The following is a 16,135-nucleotide window of genomic DNA, read 5'->3' on the forward strand; positions in this document are numbered from 1 at the left end:
TTAATCGGGTTCGCCCGGACAGGAGTGACACCATGACCACCGCGTCGACCGACGGCGCCCGCTCGCACGCCCGTTCACAGGCGGCGGCAGCGGATATGCGCATCCCGGCCCTGCCGGACGGTGTGGACGACACTGCCCTCGTGTGGTCGGAGGCCGTGCCCGCCGGCTCCTACGCCACCCGCGTGCTCGGCCGCGGAACACGACTGAGGTTCGCCGACCCCGACGGCGGCGCCTGCGCGCACCTGCTGCTGTTCCGCGCCGACGCGTCCTGGGAGCGGCTCAACATCGCCGACACCATGAAGGTGCCGTGGCAGGCCTACCTTGGCCCCGGTCATCCCCTGCTCTCCGATCAGGGCCGGGTGCTGGCCACCGTCGTCGCCGACACCTCCGGCCATCACGACATGCTGTGCGGCCTACCGCCGTCGGCCCGCCCGACGATGCTGCTCGCGGCGCTCAAACACGGCATGGACATCCGGGACGTCGCGCCGTCGGCCACCCTGTTCAAGGGTGCCCGGGTGGAAGAGTCCGGAGCCTTGACCTTCACCGGCTCGGCAGGCCCCGGCGCCGCGATCGACCTGCTGATCCACCTGCCGGTGATCGTCGCGGTGGTCAACACCGCCCATCCCCTCGATCCCGCGCCCGCCGTCACCGGTCTCGACATCGTCGCCTGGCGCGCGCCCGAGGAACTGACCACCCCGGTCAACGACGACCCGGAATATCTCAGGGCCCTGTTCAACACCGAATCAACTTGGGCCGCAGCACAATCCAGTGAGGAACTTCGATGACAACCGCAGCACCGACGGCAATCTCCGACGAGGTCGTGGCCGCTTGCGCACCGTGGTCGGCGATTCTGCGGACCGGCCAGACCCTGCAGATCATCGACCTGCACGGCAACCAGGCGGTCGACACCCTGTTCTACGCCGTCGACGGTGACCGGGTGGATCCCACCGGCCGCTACAGCGCCCAGACCACCATCGCCGCCCAGCGCAACATCTTCCTGACCACCGGCTCGGTGTTGCGCGCGGCCGATGGCCGGCCCCTGGTGAGCATCGTGGCCGACGAAGTCGGCAACCATGACACCATCGCCGGCGCCTGCTCCAAGGAGTCCAACACCCTGCGCTACGGCCACCACACCGTCCACCAGCACGCCTGCGCCGAGAACTTCCTGGCCGAGGCCGCCAAGTGGGGCATGGGCAAGCGCGACATCGTCTCCAACGTGAACTTCTTCATGAACGTCCCGGTTGAAGCCGACGGCACCCTCGGCATCGTCGACGGCTTGTCCGCACCCGGTAAGTCGCTGACGCTGCGCGCCGAGAGCGACACCCTGGTACTGGTGTCCAACTGCCCGCAGATCAACAACCCCTGCAACGGTTTCGACCCCACGCCGGTGCGAATGGTGATCACCTCGCCGGAGTCCGATGTCGCGGGTCGGTCCGCTCCGTGACGACCATCGAGGTGATCCGGCCGGGAATGCTCACCACCGTCCAGGACTGGCCCGGCCGGATCGGCTACTGGCATGTCGGCGTACCGCCGTCGGGCCCGATGGACGACCTGTCGTTCCGGATCGGCAACCGGGTCCTGGGCAATCCCGAAGGAGCCGGTGGACTGGAGTGTACCAAAGCCGGTCCGGCCCTACGGTTTCCGGACGGCGCACGGGTGTGTGTCACCGGCGCGCCGGTGCCGGTGACCCTGGACGGCACCCCGGTGCCGCAGTGGCAGTCGGTCACCGTTGCGGCCGGCGGCGTCCTGGACGTCGGTATGGTCGACGGTCCGGGGATGCGCTGCTACATCCTGATCGCAGGCGGACTCACCGAGCCCGAATATCTCGGCAGCACAGCCACCTTCACCCTGGGCACCTTCGGCGGGCACGACGGCAGGCCGTTGCGCGCCGGCGACCAGTTGACCGCCGCCGAGGACCCCGGGCCGGTATCGAGCCGGCCGGCCCGCGCCGCAATCGAGGAGCAGCCCTCGATCGGGCACCGCTGGGAAGTCGCCGTCACCGAGGGCCCGCACGCGGCTCCGGAGTTCTTCACCCGCGCCGATATCGACACGCTGGTCAGCACCGACTACACCGTGCACTTCAACTCCGACCGCACCGGTGTCCGGCTGGAGGGCCCCAAGCCGCAGTGGGCCCGCACCGATGGCGGCGAGGCCGGCCTGCACCCGTCGAATATCCACGACAATGCCTACTGCGTCGGCACTTTGGACTTCACCGGCGATACCCCCATCCTGCTGGGCCCGGACGGCCCGAGCCTCGGCGGCTTCGTCTGCCCGGTGACCGTGGTCCGCGGCGACCGGTGGAAATTGGGCCAGATGGCGCCCGGTGACACCGTCCGCTTCGTCCCGGTCCGGGCCGACCGCGCCCCCTCCCTGGGCAGTATCGACGCCGATCGCCGGGCGTCGCTACCCCTGGTGATCTCGACCGCCGGCGACCAGGACGACGGTGTGCTGACCCGGTTCACCGCTGCCGACGACACCGCTGTCACCGTCCGGCGTGACGGCGACGGCGGCCTGCTCGTCGAGTACGGGCCGATGGTGCTCGACCTGGCCATGCGCGCGCGGGTGCACGTGCTCTACGAGCAGATGCTGGCCAGCGCGGTGCCCGGTGTCACCGAGCTCACCCCGGGTGTGCGCTCGCTGCAGGTGCAGTTCGATCCCGCGGTGATCGCCATGCCCGAGCTCGTCGACCTGCTGGCCCGCACCGACGAATCCCTGCCCGCCACAGACGAACTCGTGCTACCGAGCCGCACCGTGCGGTTACCGCTGTCGTGGGACGACCCGGCCACCCACGAAGCGATCCAGCGTTACATCCACGGCGTGCGCGCCGACGCACCATGGTGCCCGTGGAACATCGAGTTCATCCGCCGGATCAATGGTCTGGCTGACGTCGATGCCGTCCACGACATCGTGTACAACGCCCAATACCTGGTGCTCGGCCTCGGCGACGTCTACCTGGGTGCCCCGGTGGCCACTCCCCTGGATCCACGCCACCGTCTGGTGACCACGAAGTACAACCCGGCACGCACCTGGACACCGGAGAACGCCGTCGGTATCGGCGGTGCCTATCTGTGCATCTACGGGATGGAGGGCCCGGGCGGCTATCAGTTCGTCGGGCGCACCACGCAGGTGTGGAATCATCAGCACCCCAACGATTCCCAGTCCTTCGAGCCGGGCACACCCTGGCTGCTGCGCTACTTCGACCGGATCAGCTTCTACCCGGTCAGCGCCGAGGAACTCCTCGACTTACGGGCCGACATGGCAGCCGGACGCGGCAACGTCGAGATCGGTGACGGCGAGTTCTCGATGTCGGAGTATGAGCGGTTCCTTGCGGGCAACGCCGAGAGCATCGCGACATTTCGCGCCCAGCAGGCCGAGGCGTTCACCGCTGAACGGCGGGCCTGGGACAAGGCGGGCGAGTTCGCCGGTCAGCTGGCCAGCTAACGCGAGCCGAGCAGCCCCGACAGGTACTCCGCGCGGCAGGCCCGGCGGGCCAGCTTGCCGCTGGTGGTCCGCGGAATCGCCCCGGCGGCGACCAGCAGGATGTCGGCCACCGGCAGGGCGTGCTGACGGGACACCGCGGCGCGGATCGCCTCGACGATGGGCTCGGGGTCGGCCTTGCCCGCCCCCGGTCCGCGCTCGGCGATCACCACCAGACGCTCACCGGTGCCTTCGGGTCCAGGCACCGAGAAGGCCGCCACGAACCCGCGGCGTACCGCACTCGACGCATCGGCGACGGTGGCCTCGATGTCCTGTGGGTAGTGATTGCGGCCGTCGATGATCACCAAATCCTTGATCCGGCCGGTGATGTACAGCTCGCCGCCGAGGTAGACGCCCATGTCGCCGGTGCGAAACCACATTGCGTTGGGCGCGACGCCGTCGGCGTGGCTGCCACTGTCCAACCGCACCTGAAGCTTGTTGCGGAACGACTGGTCGGTCTCGCGTTCGCGGCCCCAGTATCCGCGGCCGACGTTCTCCCCGTGCAGCCAGATCTCGCCGACCCGGCCGTCGGGCAGCTCGGACTCCGAGTCGGGGTCGACGATCACCGCCCACTGGCTGCGGGCGACCCGCCCGCACGACACCTGCGGGACGGCGTTGGGTGCATCTGGTGCGACCACCACGGCACGGCCCAGGCCGAGTTCCTCGCGGTCCAGGTAGATGGCCGTCGCCCGGTCATCGGAGCCGATGGTGGACACGAACAGCGTCGCCTCGGCCATCCCGTAGGACGGTTTCACCGCATTCGGTGACAGCCCATACGGCCCGAACACGGCATTGAACCTGTCGATGGAGGTGATGTTCACCGGTTCGGACCCGTTGATCAGGCCGGCGACATTGCTCAGGTCGAGGTCTTCCCCGGCAGGCGGCACACCGCGCTGGGCGGCCAGCTCGAAGGCGAAGTTCGGCGCCGCGGCGAAGGTCCGCCCGCGCTGGGCTTCCACGGCGAGCTCTTTGATCCAGCGGTGTGGGCGGCGCACGAACGCCGTCGGCGACATCAACGTCAGATGGCCGCCGAACAACGCCGGGAACATGATCATCAGCAGGCCCATGTCGTGGAACAGCGGCAGCCAGCTGACGCTGGCGGTGTCCCAGTCCAGGCCCACCGAGATGATCATCTGCACCACGTTGGTGAGCACCGCCCGGTGGGTGATCTCCACACCGGCCGGGCTGCGCGTCGATCCCGAGGTGTACTGCAGATAGGCGATGCCGTTGCTGTCCAGCGCCGCGGGCACGAACGTCTGGCCGACCGAATCGGGCACCGCGTCGATGGCGATCACCCGCGGGCGGCGGGTGCGCGGAAGCTTGCGGACGAAGGCCTGGGCAGCCTCGGCGGCCGCCGTCGTGGTCAGCACCGCCGACGGCAGAGCATCGGAGAGCACCGCATCCAGGCGTTCGGCGTGGCCGGGCAGTTCCGGGGCGAACAGCGGCACCGCGATGTTGCCGGCCTGGATCGCAGCGAAGAAGCCGAGGACATAGTCGACGCCCTGGGGAGCCAGGATCGCCACCCGGTCGCCGGGCTGGGTGACCTGTTGCAGACGCGCCCCCACGGCGCGCAGCCGCAGGCCGAGTTCGCGCCAGGTCAGCTCGATGGGTGTGCCCGCTGCGTCGTGCTCGAAGTCCAGGTAGCGGTAGGCGGCGGTGTCACCGAACTGGTCGATGTTGTGGTCGAGGAAGCGGGTGATCGTCAGGTCGGCAGGCAAAGCGATGTTCCCGTCACCGTCGAGGTAATCCTCGAGCTTGAGCCGAATCCCCTGACCGGTGGCAGCTGTGGGTTCGTGACTCATGAGCGAATTTTACGATCGGCCAGCACGTTTCCTCGGCTGCCGCGCCACGGTTTGGCGTGGCGCGATTCGTCGCAGCGGCGGCTGCCGACATCGAAGCGCGACTTCGTGTTCACTTGGATGTGACACCCTCTGCGGCACACAGGCCGCCAACGGAGTCACTAGCGAAGGTGGAAATGGCTGCAAAAGCTGCGGGTTCGTCCCGCCACGTCGAGGTTGAGCAGAAGTTCGACGTCCCCCCGGCAACGGTGTTCCCGTCCTTCGAGGGGCTGACGTTCGTCTCGCGGGTCGAGCGGCTGCCGTCACAATCCCTGGACGCGGTGTACTTCGACACATCAGACCAGGACCTGGCCCGGCGGCGTGTCACCCTGCGCCGACGCACCGGTGGCCCGGATGCCGGCTGGCACCTGAAACTGCCGGCCGGTCCGGATGCCCGCACCGAGGTGCACGCGCCGCTGGAGAGTGGCGACCACGCCGCGGCCGGCGAGGTGCCCGAGGAACTCGTCGACATTGTGCTGGCGATCGTGCGCGACCGCCCGCTGGTGCCGGTCGCCCGGATCTCGACCACCCGCAACGTGGTGATGGTCTACGGCACGGACGGAGCCGCATTGGCCGAGTTCTGCGACGACGAGGTCACCGCATCGGCCCTCGATCCCGTTGACAGCAGCCCGGGCGAGGAGCAGCGCTGGCACGAGTGGGAGCTAGAACTCGTCGACGGCGAGGTCAAGGGCGGCAAGGAAGTGCTGCGCCGGCTGGGTAACCGGCTGCTCGACGCCGGCGCCGCCCCCGCCGGGCACGGCTCGAAGCTGGCCAAGGTGCTGCAGGCCGGGCTGCCCGCCCCCGCCCGCCCCGAGCCATCCGCCGACCCGGTGCACCGCGCGGTGGCCGAGCAGGTGGACCAGATGATGGAGTGGGACCGGGCGGTGCGGGCCGACACCTGGGATTCGGTGCACCAGATGCGGGTGACCACCCGCAAGATCCGCAGCCTGCTGCAGGCCTCGGAGGACGCCTTCGGCCTCACCGACGACGCCTGGGTGCTCGATGAACTGCGCCAGCTCGCCGGGGTGCTCGGGGTGGCGCGCGACGCCGAGGTGCTCGCCGAGCGCTATCAGCGGGCGCTGGACGAGTTGGCGCCGGAGCTGGTCCGCGGCCAGGTGCGGGAGCGGCTGGTGGATGGTGCCAACCGGCGCTACCAGGCCGGATTGCGCCGCTCGTTGGCCGCGATGCGCTCGCCGCGCTACTTCCGCCTGCTCGACGCGCTGGAGGCACTGGTGGCCGCCGAGCCGGCGCCGCCTGCCCCCGGCGAGGAGCACGCACCGGTGACCATCGACTCGGCGTACAAGCGGATCCGCAAGGCCGCCAGGACGGCCGCACACGCCGAGGAAGAACACAAAGACGAGGCGCTGCACCGAATTCGCAAGGGCGCCAAGCGCCTTCGCTATGTCGCAGCAGCCACCGGCGAGTCGAAGGTGTCCGAGCGCGCCAAGGTGATCCAGACCCTGCTCGGCGACCACCAGGACAGCGTGGTCAGCCGCACCCACCTGAGCCAGCAGGCCGAGGCCGCCCACGCCGCCGGCGAGGACACCTTCACCTACGGACTGCTGTATCAGCAGGAGGACGACCTGGCCCGCCGGTCCCGTGAACAACTGGACGAGGCACTGGGCGCCCTGAAGAAGGCGGTGGCCAAGGCGCACTAGGCGCGCGGGGCGGACGAGTTGGCCTGTAAGCCGGATTCTGTTCCGCCCTGCCCGGTTGCCCGTGGCAGAGCGGCGGCGACCATCCATCTGGGCACACCGTCGCCGGGTACCTCGAGCGGCCTACCCGCAGGCTCGGGCGAGCAGCCCTCGAACGCCTGCGCAGCCGCACCAGGTGCGGCCTCTTGGCCTTGCTTCGGGTGGGGTTTACCGAGCCATCCCGGTCACCCGGGATGCTGGTGCGCTCTTACCGCACCGTTTCACCCTTACCGCCGCCCCGAAGAGCGGTGGCGGTTTGTTTTCTGTGGCACTGTCCCGCGAGTCACCTCGGATTGCCGTTAGCAATCACCCTGCTCTGTGAAGTCCGGACTTTCCTCGACTCGAAGAGCCGCGGCCGCCCGGCCAACTCGTCCGCGCCAACAACGTAGCGCCTCAGCGGGCTGTTCCGTAATCGACTCGGCTATCTGCGGCGAAGTTCGATGACGTTGTCGAGCAGTTCGGCCTGCTGACCATCCGGCCCGGTGGCGTGCCGCGGCACGCTGTCCACCCGGACCCGCTCCCACTGCCCCGGGTCCAACGCCAGGCCCTCGACCACCTCGTCGGCCGACGGGAAGACGTGGTGGCGCACCTCCTCGGGCGCCCAGGGCGGCGCCCCGCCGTGGTCGACGATCAGCAGCGTGCCACCGGGTGCCACGGTGGCCGCGGCGCGGCGCAGGATGGCCGGGCGGTCCATGTCGACCATGCTGTGGAAGAACTGCGCCGACACCAGATCGAACGGTCCCTCCGGCAGGGTCTGGGTCAGGTCGTGCTGTTGAAAGTCGATGTGCGACAACACTCCCCGCTTGTCGGCTTCCTTGGCGGCGCGGGCCAGCGCGGTGCTGGAGACGTCCACGGCCACCACCTCCCAGCCGTGTTCGGCGAACCAGATGGCGTCCCCGCCCTCACCGCAGCCCAGATCCAGCACGACGTCGCCATCGAGCTGCGGGACGATCTCTTCGAGCCGGGCGTTGACCCGTCCGCTCCAGATCTGCGGCTTCTCGGCGTAGCGCTGTTCCCAATGGCTGTGGTGTTCGTTGTCCATACCGGCAAGCTTGCCGCGCCCCATCCCGACTGGCAATGTTGTTTGCCATGCAGGCAAACACCGATGATGACGTCGACCTCCGGGTGCGCCGAAGGCTGCGCGAGTTGCGCGCCCGCCACGGCATGACACTCGACGACGTCGCCTCGCGGGCCGGTATCGACGTCTCGACGCTGAGCAGGCTGGAGTCGGGCAAGCGACGGCTGGCGCTGGACCACCTGCCCCGGCTTGCCGCAGCGCTGTCGGTGAGCAGCGATGAGCTGCTCGGAACGCATGAGGCCGTCGACCCACGGGTGCGGAGCACCTCGCACACCCGCCATCTGGTCACCTATTGGCCGCTGACCCGCGGCGGCGGGGCGGGCGGCCTGCAGGCCTTCAAGATCCGCATCAGCGCCCGGCGCCGCACCCCGCCTGCCGAACTCCCCACCCACGAAGGCCACGAATGGCTCTACGTCTTGTCGGGCCGGCTTCAGCTGATCCTGGGCGAGCGCCAGTTCGTCATCGACCCGGGCGAGGCGGTGGAGTTCAGCACCTGGACACCGCACTGGTTCGGCACCGTCGACTCCCCCGTGGAGGCCATCATCCTGTTCGGCCCGCACGGCGAACGGGTGCACCTGCGCGATTAGCCGATCCGGGTCCGCCGGAGTCCGTCGCACTGCGACGATGCCGTTAATCTCGTAGGCGTGACAGCTCATGACCACACCGATCACGGTGCCGGCGGTCCACGTGAAATCAGGGTTGTCTCAGTTCAATGCAGCCCGTCGCCGCGAAATCTGGACGCGAACGCCTCCTACGCGGCCGCCGTCTTGAGCAACCACCCCGATGCAGATGTGTGCGTGTTCCCGGAGCTCTTCTTGAGCGGCTACACCACCGTAGACCTGAACGAGATCGCAATCGGGCGCTCACATCCGCTCGTCCATCGCCTCGGTGCACTGTGTCGCGAGCACCGAACCGCTCTCATGCTGGGCTTCGTCGAAGACGATGTCGCAGGGTATTTCAACTCACTGTTGATCATCGACCGGGACGGTGACCTCGCGGCGGTCTATCGCAAGACTCATCTGTTCGGCGAGGAGAAGCACGCCTTCGTCGCCGGCGACGAGATCCACACAGTCGAGGTCGCCGGTGTGGCCGTAGGTCCGATGATCTGTTTCGAAACCGAGATTCCGGAGATCGCACGCACTCTCCGCCGGACTGGCGCTGAAGTCCTGACCACAGTCGCTGCGAACATGAAACCGTACGGACCGGATCACGAACTCGCCGTCCGCGCGCGCGCCCTGGACAACAGGATTCCCCACGTCTACGTCAACCGGGTGGGACACGAATCGGGATTCGAGTTCGCGGGAGGATCACTGGTCGCCAGTTCTGACGGGACGACCCAGGCATCCTGCGGCACCGGGGAGAATGTGACCGAAGCGGTGGTCCGCGTGGGCGACCGGGTGCCGAGCGTCATCGACTACATCCACCATCTGCGGCCCGCGCTGTACGGACATCGATGAAGAAGTCACGGGTCACCATTCGTGATGTGGCCGCCGCTGCCGGGGTATCCACCACCACCGTCTCCGCAGCGCTGAGCGGACATGGGCGGCTGCCCGAAGGCACCCGAATCCGGGTGCGGGCGGTCGCCGAAAAGCTGCAGTACAAGCCCAGTTTGAGTGCACAAAATCTGCCCTCCGGCCGGACCGGGGTCATTCTGGCGGCTATCGCATCACCCGGAGCGGCGCTGACCGCAACCTTCGATGTGGATTACTTCGTCCAAGTGTTGAGTTCTGCGGCCGACGCCGCTGCCCAGCGCGGCGTGGTCCTGGCACTGGTTCCGCTGTTGTCGGCCAACGCGCAACACCCGAACATTCCCTCGGATGGGGTCATCATCGTCGATCCCGTTCCCGAGTTCCCGCTCCTGCGTGAGGCGGTGTCCCGCCACCTTCCGCTGGTAACAGCGGGTCGTGCCACCGGCGTTGACGTGGCTTTCGTCGACAGCAACTTCTCGGAGGTGGTCCCCGAAGGACTGAACTTCTTGCGGGCATCCGGGGCGACCGCCCCCGCTCTACTCACCAGCGAGAGTTCAGCGTCCTATGTGCACGACTGCACGACCGCCTACCTGGCCTGGTGCGCCGATCACGAGGTGTCACCCCGGATCTGTAGCATCGCCGGCGCCCTCACCGAGGAAGCCGCTCGGGTGGCGGCGACCAGACTGCTCGCCGACACCAAGCCGCCGGACGCCTTCTTCGCCACCTTGGACAGGCTCGCGTTGGGCGCTTACGCAGCGCTGCGCAGTCGCGATCTTCCCCTCGACGGCAGGGTGCTGAGTCTCGGCGACAGCCGATCATTGGAAACCGACACCGTCCGCATCTCCGCGATCGACCTATCCCCAGCCGCCATCGGCGCCGCATGCGTCGAGGTCCTGCTCGACGTGATCAACCAACAAGCCGGCCCGACCGAGGTGATCATTCCAGGTCGCCTCATTGCGCGCACGACCGGTGCGGCCGGCGCGACAACCTGAAAAGTCCGAATACCGCGGACCGCGCGATGATCTAATTGCCTTGTATTGCAGTGCATTTCGACTGGCAACTACGCACTCAGCGAAGCACTGCGCACACCAGCTGCGACCAGCCGGGGCAGCTCCGCTCGTAAACACTCCGTTACCGAACACTCTCCGGATCTTGACTCCGGCGCGGAAGCGACCATACTTGCGGAAACGTTTCCGCACGCTCGCGAAGACGCCATCCCACCGGCACAGCGTTCCAAGGAGAGGCTCATGGCAATCGGATCGGACGGGTCCCAAACCGCCACCATGAAGCGGGAGTTCGGGATGTGGTCAGCCGCATCACTGGCGTTCATGTTCGTCTCGCCGATCGTGGCCATGTACGCGATCTTCAGCATCGGCCTGGCCACCGTGGGACCCGGGTTCTGGTGGGGATGGGTCGTGTGTCTCGCCGGCCAAACCCTGGTAGCAGTCACCTTCGGCGTCCTCGCCTCGCGCTGGCCCTTCGCAGGTGGCGTGTATCAGTGGTCCCGGCGTCTTCTTGGCGCCCCATACGGGTGGGCAGCGAGCTGGACCTACTCGTGGGCACTGCTGATCGCACTGAGTTCGGTCGCCTACGGTGGAGCATTCTTCATCGCCGTCCTGTTCGGACTCGATCCGGCGAACACGGTCGTCCGCACCGGACTGGCGGTGGGAATGCTCGTCGTGGCAACCGCGGTGAACCTCATCGGGCGCTCAGCAGTCAAGATCACCTCGGTCGCGTGTGTCGCTGCCGAGGTCCTCGGATCACTCGGCGTGGGCGCCTATCTGCTGTTCTTCGGCCGCCTGCAGCAGCCGTCGATAGTCCTCGAAGGGCTGCATGCCGCACCCGGTACAGCGCTCATGATGACCCCGCTCATCGTCGCCGTCTCCTTTGCCGGGTGGTCATTTCTCGGCTTCGAATCCGCCAGCGCCATCGCGGAGGAGGTCCGAGAACCCGCCCGCGCCGTCCCGCGCGCGATCGTCGTGTCGCTGCTCGCGGTCGGAGCGCTGGTGCTCTTCACGTCATTCGGAATCATCATGGCCACACCGGATCTCGCCGCGATTCTGGCAAGCGGACAAGATCCCGTCATCGCGATCCTGGCGTATCACTTCTCCCCCACGATGGTCGACGTCATCCTCGTGCTGTTCATCATCGCGTTCGTCGCGACGCTCATCGGCGTCCAGGCCTCGGTGTCGCGGGTGATCTGGGCCAACGCCCGTGAAGGTGAACTCGCCGGTGCCGCTTGGCTGCGACGCCTCAGCGGCGAACAGCGGATGCCCCGCAACGCGGTTCTCGTGACGGCAGTCATCTCGATCGCGCTGTTCATCCCACTGCAGAACGCCGACATGAACACTGTGCTCATCGCGTTCACCACGACCGGGTTCTTCCTGGCGTTCCTCTTCCCGGTGGCGGCCCTGGTCATCGCCTACCTCCGCGGCCGATGGCAACCCAGCGAGCCGACATTCGCCGGCCGCGCTGGAATACCCTGCGCCTTCTTGGCTCTTGCCTGGCTCGTACTCGAAACGGTCAACGTTCTCTGGCCACGTGGGACAGCCGATCAATGGCTTCTCAATTGGTCCCCGGTGATCGCGACAGCGGTGATCGCAGCCCTCGGGCTGCTGGCCTACTTCACCGCTCCCGCGCACCGGGAAGCCGCCAAGCCGATCACCGCACCGTTGACAGAGCCCGACACCGCACTGCCCACGCTCTAGACCAAACACTCACCCGGACAACGACTCCCCGAGAGGAACTGAACATGCCCGTCAGCTTCGAATGGCCGACAGTCGACTTCGCCCTCCTTCATCGCCAGCGATGGGAGCGGGTGGAGGCGCTCATGCGGGAACAGCGATTGGACCATCTGCTCCTCACCGGCGCCGACCACATCCGCTACGTAACCGACTTCCGCGCACAGATCACCAACGAGCCGGACTGGTTCGTCGCCGTCGTCTCCTCCGATGGCTCCGCCGACCTGATGGTGCCCTACGTCGACGAAGTGGTCGCCGCCGATTTCCCCGACAAGCCGTGGATCAAGCACCTCCGCCCGCTGCCTTCATGGTCGCCTCCGGCCGCGCATCCGGCCACCTGGGTGCGTGCCGTCCAGTCAGCACTCGGTTCGGGCGCCCGTCGGGTCGGGGTCGACGCGATTGACACCGCACTGCTGAGCGGGCTTCGTCAAGCGGCACCGCAACTGGACATCCACAGCGTCTCTGGAGCGTTGTTCGGGCTGCGCCGCTTCAAACTGGACGCCGAGATCGTACTGTTGGAAGCGGCTTCCCACGTCAACACCGCCGCCATGGAGGCGGCCGCCCTCGCGGCGGTGCCCGGCGCCACCGACCACGACGTGCTCGCTGCCGCAATGGCCTATCAGCAGTCAGCCGGGGTCGAGTTCGTCACGCACTCGGTGTGCAATCTGCGCAACGGAAGTGGCGACTGGTTCGCCGCGGGCCGCGAATTCGTCGATGGAGATCCGTTCTTCTTCGACATCGGCTGCTACGGCGTCGGCGGTTACGCGTCAGATGCAGCCAGGACCGCGTTCGTGGGCGAGCCCCGAAAGCACCACGCCGAAGCCTATGCCACGCTGCTGGAGTGCCATGAACTGATTCAGTCGGCGGCGCGGCCCGGGGCACGCGCATCAGAACTTCAACGAATCGCCAAGAAATTCCTCGTCGGCAAAGGCTATTTCGGCACACCGTATGCAGTCGGCCACGGTGTCGGTCTGCGACTGTGCGAGCTGCCGTCGATCTACACCACGCAGCACATGGACGAGGACGCCGTCCTCGTCGAAGGCGAGGTCATCGCCATCGAGCCCGAATTGAGCTACCAGCGGGACGGTAAGACCACCGTGTTGAAGATCGAGGACAACTTCGTGGTCACCGCGAACGGACTCCGCAAGCTGACGGTGGCACCCGAGGTGACCGCGGCGAAACCCTAGTCGCCCAGATACGAGGTCTGGTTCACCAGTCGCACCGACGACCCGCCGTCGGGGTAGAACTCGGCGATGCTCAGCGAGGCCAGGTCCAGGTGCAGCCGGTGCAGAATGCTCGCGCCGGCGTCCAACGCCAGGCGCAGCAGGGTTTTGATCGGCGTCACGTGCGAGACCACCAGGACCGTCTGGCCCGCGTTCTCAGCGATGATGCGGTCCTGGGCACGGCGCACCCGCACGGCGACGTCGTCGAAACTCTCCCCGCCGGGCGGCCGCAGGCTGGTGTCGCGCAGCCAGTTTCCGTGCAGATCAGGGTCACGCGTGGCGGCCTCGGAGAACGTCAGCCCCTCCCAGGCACCGAAATCCGTCTCGATCAGGTCCTCGTCGATCGACACCGGCAATCCCAGTGCGGACGCCGCCGCCGTCGCCGTCTGCACGCAACGCTGCAGCGGCGAGGACACCACTGCGGTCACGCCACCGCGTCCACCCAGATACCGGGCGGCCGCCTCGGCCTGCCGCCGGCCGGTGTCGGTCAGTTCCGGGTTGCCGCGTCCCGAATAGCGCCGCGCGACCGACAGCGCGGTCTGGCCGTGCCGCAACAGCAACAGCTGGGTCGGGGCGCCGCGGTTGCCCGTCCAGGCTGACGGCGGCACGGCGACCGCCCCCGCCGGTGGGTCGGCGATCGTGGCGGGCTGGTCCATCGCCTCGTTGGCCAGCCGGTCGGCATGGGAGTTTTGCTCGCGCGGAATCCACTGGTAGCTCACCGCATCGAGGGTCGATGCCAGCGCCCGGGCCTGCTGATGCAGCTCGGCCATGGCGGCGTGCTTGACCTTCCACCGTCCGGCCATCTGCTCAATGACGAGTTTGGAATCCATGAACACCGCGACCTCGGTGGCACCCAGTCTGCGCGCCTCCTCCAACCCGGCGATCAGGCCGCGGTATTCCGCGACGTTGTTGGTGGCCACCCCGATGGTCGCGCCGTGCTCGGCCAGTACGGTCTGGTGATCGGCCGACCACACCACACAGCCGTAGCCGGCGGGTCCGGGGTTTCCCCGCGACCCGCCATCGGCCTCGAGGATCACCTTCATCGGCTGAAACCGGTGAAACGCAACAGAATTGCGCCGCATTCGGGACAGCGCACCACTTCGTCCTCGGCCGCCGCCGAGATCCGGGCCATCTCGCCCCGATCGATCTCGATCCGGCACGCGCCGCACCGCGAACCCTGCAGCCGGGCCGCACCGACACCGGACGACGCGCGTTGCCGTTCGTAGAGTTGAACCAGCGCACTGTCCAGTCCGGCCAGTACCTCGCCGCGGTGCGCCGTGCGCTGGGTGCGCACCGCGTCGATCTCCTCGGTCGCCGCATCCCGGCCGGCCTTCGCGGTGGCCAGATCATGCTGGCGCGCTTCGACTTTCGCCGACGCTTCGGACTGCTCGGCGACCAGTTGTTCGCGGCGCTCCATCACCTCGAGCAGCGAGTCCTCCAGGCTGGCCTGCCTGCGCTCGAGGGTCTCCAGCTCGTGGGACAGTTCCTCGAGCTGTTTGGGGTTGACGGTGCCCGAGTCCAGCAGGCCGCGGTCGCGGTCCTCACGCTGGCGCACCCCGTCGATCTCGGACTCGAACCGGGCGACCTGGGCGTCGAGGTCCTCGATCGCCAGGGTCAGGGCGGCCAGCTGGTCACCGGCGGCACGGTGGTCGGACTGGGCCTGCTCGTAGGCCTGCTGCTCGGGCATGTTGGCCGCACGGTGCTCGGTGCGGGACAGCTCGGCATCCAGCTCGGCCAGCTCCAGCAGCGAACGCTGCTGGGTCACATCAGCTTTCACAAGCCGCCTTTCGACGATGAGTACTCGATGTTCCAGGGATCGGTTCGGATGTCGCACACGGTGACGGGCAGCGCCGCGCCGAAGTGGGCGCTCAGCAGCGCGGCGGCCTGGCCGCACCAGGGGAATTCGCTGGCCCAGTGGGCGACGTCGACAAGCGCCGGGCCGCCGGTGCGGCGATGCTCGTCGGCCGGGTGGTGACGTAGGTCGGCGGTCAGATAGACGTCCACGCCCGCCGCCGAGGCCGCGCCCAGCAGCGAGTCACCGGCACCCCCGCAGACCGCGATCCGCGACACCAGGGCATCCGGGTCGCCGGAGCCCCGGACCCCCCAGGTCGTGCGGGGCAGCAGCGCGTCCGCGCGGGCGACGAAGTCGGCGAAGCGCACCGGCTCGGCGAGGCGGCCGATCCGCCCGATCCCGATATCCGGTCCCTCGGCCGCCGGTTCGAGCGCTGACTCGACCGTCAGGCCCAACGCATCGGCCAGGGCGTCGGATACCCCGGGGGTGGCGGCGTCGGCGTTGGTGTGCGCGGTGAAGAGGGCGGCACCGCGACGGATCAGCTGGTGGATCAGCGCACCCTTCGGGGTACTGGCCGCCACGGTGTCCACTCCGCGCAGCAGCAGCGGGTGGTGGGCGAGTAACAGCCCACGCTCGGGCACCGTCGCCACCACCTCCGCGGTCGGGTCGACGGCAACGGTGACGCAGTCCACGGTGTCTGCCGGATCACCGCATACCAGGCCCACCGAATCCCAGCTGTGCGCCAGCGCGGGCGGGTAGGCGGCATCGAGCACGGCGATGATCTCGGCGAGTGCTGCGCTCATCGGATCATCTCCACCACGTG

Annotated in this window: 14 protein-coding genes and 1 other RNA gene; 9 read left to right on the forward strand and 6 right to left on the reverse strand. The window is 68.1% G+C overall.

The annotated features are described in order from the left end of the window. Positions 1–32 precede the first annotated feature (32 nt). From G6N35_RS09250 to G6N35_RS09260, 3 genes are read left to right on the forward strand one after another with little or no spacing between them, the layout of a single operon-like run. Positions 33–785, forward strand: coding sequence for a DUF1989 domain-containing protein (locus G6N35_RS09250; protein ID WP_163803985.1), 753 nt, complete (start codon positions 33–35; stop codon positions 783–785). Beyond that, positions 782–1,444: an urea amidolyase associated protein UAAP2 gene (locus G6N35_RS09255; protein ID WP_163803986.1), complete on the forward strand. Its 663-nt coding sequence runs from the start codon at positions 782–784 to the stop codon at positions 1,442–1,444. Before G6N35_RS09250 ends, G6N35_RS09255 begins: the two co-directional genes overlap by 4 nt. A gap of 26 nt (positions 1,445–1,470) precedes the next feature. Next, positions 1,471–3,441 carry a 5-oxoprolinase/urea amidolyase family protein gene (locus tag G6N35_RS09260; RefSeq protein WP_246224572.1) on the forward strand — a complete coding sequence of 657 codons (1,971 nt, stop codon included), beginning with the start codon at positions 1,471–1,473 and terminating at the stop codon, positions 3,439–3,441. Here the strand turns inward: G6N35_RS09260 and G6N35_RS09265 are convergent. After that, positions 3,438–5,279, reverse strand: a complete 1,842-nt coding sequence (locus G6N35_RS09265) for a fatty acyl-AMP ligase (protein WP_163803988.1) — start codon at positions 5,277–5,279, stop codon at positions 3,438–3,440. The two genes, G6N35_RS09260 and G6N35_RS09265, sit on opposite strands and share 4 nt — an antisense overlap. A 173-nt stretch (positions 5,280–5,452) precedes the next feature. Here G6N35_RS09265 and G6N35_RS09270 point away from each other — a divergent pair, with 173 nt between their 5' ends. Further along, the gene (locus G6N35_RS09270; protein ID WP_163803989.1) at positions 5,453–6,973 is read left to right on the forward strand and encodes a CYTH and CHAD domain-containing protein; all 1,521 of its coding nucleotides are present in this window, start codon (positions 5,453–5,455) and stop codon (positions 6,971–6,973) included. Between the two features lie 10 nt (positions 6,974–6,983). Here the strand turns inward: G6N35_RS09270 and rnpB are convergent. Further along, positions 6,984–7,380, reverse strand: an RNA gene (rnpB, locus tag G6N35_RS09275) — RNase P RNA component class A. 50 nt (positions 7,381–7,430) lie between these two features. Further along, complete coding sequence (locus G6N35_RS09280; protein ID WP_163803990.1) at positions 7,431–8,051, reverse strand: SAM-dependent methyltransferase; 621 nt, start codon at positions 8,049–8,051, stop codon at positions 7,431–7,433. 47 nt (positions 8,052–8,098) lie between these two features. Between G6N35_RS09280 and G6N35_RS09285 the strand changes: the two genes are divergently transcribed. The 5 genes from G6N35_RS09285 to G6N35_RS09305 all read left to right on the forward strand — a co-directional run bounded on the left by G6N35_RS09285 (position 8,099) and on the right by G6N35_RS09305 (position 13,484). Next, positions 8,099–8,674, forward strand: a complete 576-nt coding sequence (locus G6N35_RS09285) for a type II toxin-antitoxin system RelB family anti-toxin (protein WP_163803991.1) — start codon at positions 8,099–8,101, stop codon at positions 8,672–8,674. 57 nt (positions 8,675–8,731) lie between these two features. Beyond that, complete coding sequence (locus G6N35_RS09290; RefSeq protein ID WP_163803992.1) at positions 8,732–9,544, forward strand: nitrilase-related carbon-nitrogen hydrolase; 813 nt, start codon at positions 8,732–8,734, stop codon at positions 9,542–9,544. Next, positions 9,541–10,548 carry a LacI family DNA-binding transcriptional regulator gene (locus G6N35_RS09295; RefSeq protein WP_163803993.1) on the forward strand — a complete coding sequence of 336 codons (1,008 nt, stop codon included), beginning with the start codon at positions 9,541–9,543 and terminating at the stop codon, positions 10,546–10,548. The genes G6N35_RS09290 and G6N35_RS09295 overlap by 4 nt, the downstream gene beginning before the upstream one ends. 255 nt (positions 10,549–10,803) lie before the next feature. After that, entirely contained in the window at positions 10,804–12,264 is a 1,461-nt protein-coding gene (locus G6N35_RS09300; protein ID WP_163803994.1) for an APC family permease, read from the forward strand. 44 nt (positions 12,265–12,308) lie between these two features. Beyond that, a complete protein-coding gene (locus G6N35_RS09305) occupies positions 12,309–13,484 on the forward strand; it encodes a M24 family metallopeptidase (RefSeq protein WP_163803995.1) in 1,176 nt (391 codons plus the stop codon). Here the strand turns inward: G6N35_RS09305 and G6N35_RS09310 are convergent. From G6N35_RS09310 to G6N35_RS09320, 3 genes are read right to left on the reverse strand one after another with little or no spacing between them, the layout of a single operon-like run. Next, entirely contained in the window at positions 13,481–14,563 is a 1,083-nt protein-coding gene (locus G6N35_RS09310; protein ID WP_163803996.1) for a bifunctional RNase H/acid phosphatase, read from the reverse strand. The genes G6N35_RS09305 and G6N35_RS09310 overlap by 4 nt on opposite strands. Next, the gene (locus G6N35_RS09315) at positions 14,560–15,297 is read right to left on the reverse strand and encodes a zinc ribbon domain-containing protein (protein WP_163803997.1); all 738 of its coding nucleotides are present in this window, start codon (positions 15,295–15,297) and stop codon (positions 14,560–14,562) included. Before G6N35_RS09315 ends, G6N35_RS09310 begins: the two co-directional genes overlap by 4 nt. Continuing rightward, positions 15,294–16,115 carry a Nif3-like dinuclear metal center hexameric protein gene (locus tag G6N35_RS09320; RefSeq protein WP_163803998.1) on the reverse strand — a complete coding sequence of 274 codons (822 nt, stop codon included), beginning with the start codon at positions 16,113–16,115 and terminating at the stop codon, positions 15,294–15,296. The genes G6N35_RS09315 and G6N35_RS09320 overlap by 4 nt, the downstream gene beginning before the upstream one ends. Positions 16,116–16,135 lie beyond the last annotated feature (20 nt).

It is taken from the genome of Mycolicibacterium anyangense (assembly GCF_010731855.1).
GTDB lineage: Bacteria > Actinomycetota > Actinomycetes > Mycobacteriales > Mycobacteriaceae > Mycobacterium > Mycobacterium anyangense.